Genomic DNA, 3,065 nt, shown 5'->3' on the forward strand with positions numbered 1-3,065 from the left:
TCGACGACTTCCTGGCCGCGGGACACTTCGCCGAGGGCGTCGGAGACGACCTTGCCGTGTTCGGAGGTGATGATCTCGGCGAGTTCACCCTTGCGCTCGTTGAGGAGTTCGCGGAACGTGAAAATGATCTGCGTCCGCTTGGCGAGGGAGGTATCGCGCCAGGCGGGGAACGCCGCGGCGGCCGAGTCGATGACGGCGCGGGCGTCCTCGACGCTGGCGAGGGCGACCTGACCGGTGACGGCGCCGGTGGCCGGGTTGGTGACGGGGGCGGTGTTCCCGCTGGTGCCGGGGAAGGTCTTGTTGTTGAGCCAATGGGAGATGACGGCCATGGGATGTACTCCTGGAAAGGTGGGGTGACCACGAGTCTGCTGGGCAACAATGCCTGCGTCAACGAGTAAAATGGCACTTCGGACTGCAGATTTGCACGAGGGTGAGGGCGATGTTTACCGCAGACAACATGCGTTACCTCCTGGAGTTGTCGAGAACCGGCCGCCTCGCCGACGCGGCGAAGCGACTCGGTGTCGATCACACGACCGTCTCGCGGAGAATCACCCGACTCGAGAAGGACACGGGCACCCGGCTTTTCGACCGCGGGGTGTCGGGATGGCAGCTCACCGAAGCGGGCAGGCGGCTGGTTCCCCACGCCGAAGCGGTGGAGACCGCGGTCCTCGCCGCTCTCGACGAGACGTCGTCGCGGGGCGGGCTGACCGGCACCGTCCGGATCATCACGCCCGACGGTTTCGGGTCGTTCGTGCTGGTGCCGGGTCTCGCGGCGGTGCGGTCCGAGCACCCCGATCTGTTCACCGAACTCGTCACGTCGACCACCCACGACCTGCTGACCGGGCGCGACTTCGACATCGCCGTCACCCTCGAACGACCGTCGCCTCGGTCCGTGGTGGTCCGCAAACTGGCGGAGTACGACCTCCGCCTGTATGCGTCACGGCACTACCTGAGCGAGCACGACCCCATCACGGCCCTCGAGGATCTGCGGCATCACACGTTGATCTGGTACGTGGACGCGTTCCTCGACGTCGAACCGCTGCGCATCCTCGACGCGCTGATTCCGGATTTCCAGGCGCAGATCCAGACCAACAACATCGCCGGTCACTACCAGGCGGTGAAGCACGGCGTGGGGATCGCGCCACTGCCGAGTTACATCGGGGCGCTCGACGAGGACCTCGTGCCGATCCTCACCGGCGACTTCATCGCCCACCGCACCTACTGGCTGGTGGTGCCGCGGGAACTGACCCGCCTGGCCCGGGTCAAGGCGATCACCGAGGCGCTCTACTCCATCGTCGACGGCAATCCCGAACTGCGCGGCGCAGCAGGGTAACTCACCGATCGGCGGGCGAGGGACCGGCGCTCTCGCGGACGACGAGTTCGGTGGGGAGTGTGATTTCCCGTCCCGCGCCGCCGCCGATGATGTCGAGCAGCAGTTGCGCTGCCTCGCGGCCCTTGCCGACGAGGGGTTGCCGAACCGTCGTGAGTCCGGCGGCGCGCGCCGCGGGAATGTCGTCGAAACCGACCACCGACAGATCCTCCGGCACTCGGAGGCCGCGTTCCTGGGCGACATCGATCGCGGCGAGGGCCAACAGGTCGGAGGCCGCGACGACCGCGGTCACGGGTCCGGCATCGAGCAGAGTCTCGACGGCGGTGCGGGACAACTCGTAGTCGAACCCGCCTGCTTCGACGACCACGGCAGACGACCACGGCACCTTGAATTTGCGGCACGCGGACGTGTAGCCGGCGAGGCGTTCCTTCATCACGTGGTCGCGGGCTGCCCGGGTGCGGGCGGCGTCGACGTGCCCGCCCTTGCCGTCGGGCACGAGCCGGTCGACGAGAAACCCGACACGGCGGTGCCCGAGGGAGAGCACATGCTCCGCGATCTCCTTGGCGGCCTCACGATCCCGGATTCCGACCCGGGGCAGCCCGCCGGGATTCGGACCGTCGATCACGACGATCGGCAGCCGGCGGCTCATCGCCGTCTGCATACCGGGGTGGCCCTCCGGCATCGCGTACGCGAGGAAGCCGTCCACCGCGCCGCGCACCAGCACCCCGGAACCCTCCGCCACCCGGGTCGACTCGAGTGGGCAGGGCAGCAGCGTCAGCGCGACCTCGGCGAGTTCACCGACCTCCGAGATGCCCTTCAGCAACTGTGAGGTGGCCGGATCGTCGAACGCGTAGCGCAACGAGTCGGTGATCATCAGCCCCAGCGCACCGACCTGCCCGGTGCGCAGATTGCGTCCCGCGGGGTTGGGGCCGGCGTAGCCGAGCTCCGCGGCCACCTGGAAGATGTGGGCGCGCCGTGCCGCGGACAGCTTGTGAGGCTGGTTGTACGCATACGAGACCGCCGCCTGGGACACGCCTGCCGCTCGGGCAACGTCGTGCATCGTGGTCACGAATGCCGATCCTCTCCGTCACGCGGTTACCCGGCCCAGCTTATCGGGCGGACCGCGCGCGTCTTCGGGGTGTCAGCTCGCCCTGGTGACGACGAGGTCACGTCGTCGTGCCCTGGATGAGACAACGCTCCGCGGCGCTGGTGAGCCCATCACCGCGTCCGGGTGCCGGATCTGTTCGCGAAGTGACCACATATGTGGCCGGCGCGCTGCGGGCTCATCCGCGAAAACCGGACAACGCGGTCGGTACCCATGTCGACCGGACTGGATCGCCGCCGCGCTGCCTGGTCAGGTGTCGCGTGAGAAGACCTGTTCAGCCGGCCAGTTGGTCGCGCAATGTTCGGGTGATGATGTGTTGTGCGTCTGTGAGGATCGAGTCGACTACCTCCTCGCAGCTGCCGATGTCGTGAATCAGGCCCTGGGCCTGGCTTGCCCACCAGAGACCGCCTTCGACGTCACCGTTGCCGTACACCTGCTCGCGGCCGCGGGCGCCGCTGGCCAGATGGGCGATGTCGTCGAATGTCGCATCCGGTCGGCGTGAGAGAGTGGCGATTTCTTCGGAGACCGAGTTGCGGGCGACGCGGGCGGAGTTGTGGAACTCGCGGAACACAATTCGGGTATCGCGTTCGGTGTTCTGAACAATCTGCTGCTTGACGTTGTCGTGAATCG

At 67.4% G+C, this 3,065-nt stretch carries 3 protein-coding genes and 1 pseudogene; 1 reads left to right on the forward strand and 3 read right to left on the reverse strand.

The genetic code is table 11. The annotated features are described in order from the left end of the window. Positions 1-329: aldehyde dehydrogenase family protein (locus tag ACFTZB_RS44525; protein WP_378442241.1), on the reverse strand; the 329-nt coding region annotated here is incomplete at its 3' end. A gap of 110 nt (positions 330-439) precedes the next feature. On the opposite strand from ACFTZB_RS44525, the gene ACFTZB_RS44530 reads away from it, so the two are divergent. Next, complete coding sequence (locus ACFTZB_RS44530) at positions 440-1,333, forward strand: LysR family transcriptional regulator (protein ID WP_276137881.1); 894 nt, start codon at positions 440-442, stop codon at positions 1,331-1,333. Position 1,334: 1 nt separating this feature from the next. Here ACFTZB_RS44530 and ACFTZB_RS44535 read toward each other — a convergent pair whose 3' ends face one another. Together ACFTZB_RS44535 and ACFTZB_RS44540 are read right to left on the reverse strand one after the other, a co-directional pair. Next, positions 1,335-2,399 carry a LacI family DNA-binding transcriptional regulator gene (locus tag ACFTZB_RS44535; RefSeq protein ID WP_378442244.1) on the reverse strand — a complete coding sequence of 355 codons (1,065 nt, stop codon included), beginning with the start codon at positions 2,397-2,399 and terminating at the stop codon, positions 1,335-1,337. Positions 2,400-2,709: 310 nt separating this feature from the next. Then, positions 2,710-3,065, reverse strand: a pseudogene (locus ACFTZB_RS44540) (nitronate monooxygenase); the annotation flags it as partial.

The organism is Rhodococcus sp. NPDC057014, from assembly GCF_042673295.1.
GTDB lineage: Bacteria > Actinomycetota > Actinomycetes > Mycobacteriales > Mycobacteriaceae > Rhodococcus_F.

Excerpts from the sequence above, each read along its gene's own strand:
- ACFTZB_RS44530 (WP_276137881.1), top strand. The coding sequence starts at position 440 with ATGTTTACCGCAGACAACATGCGTTACCTCCTGGAGTTGTCGAGAACC.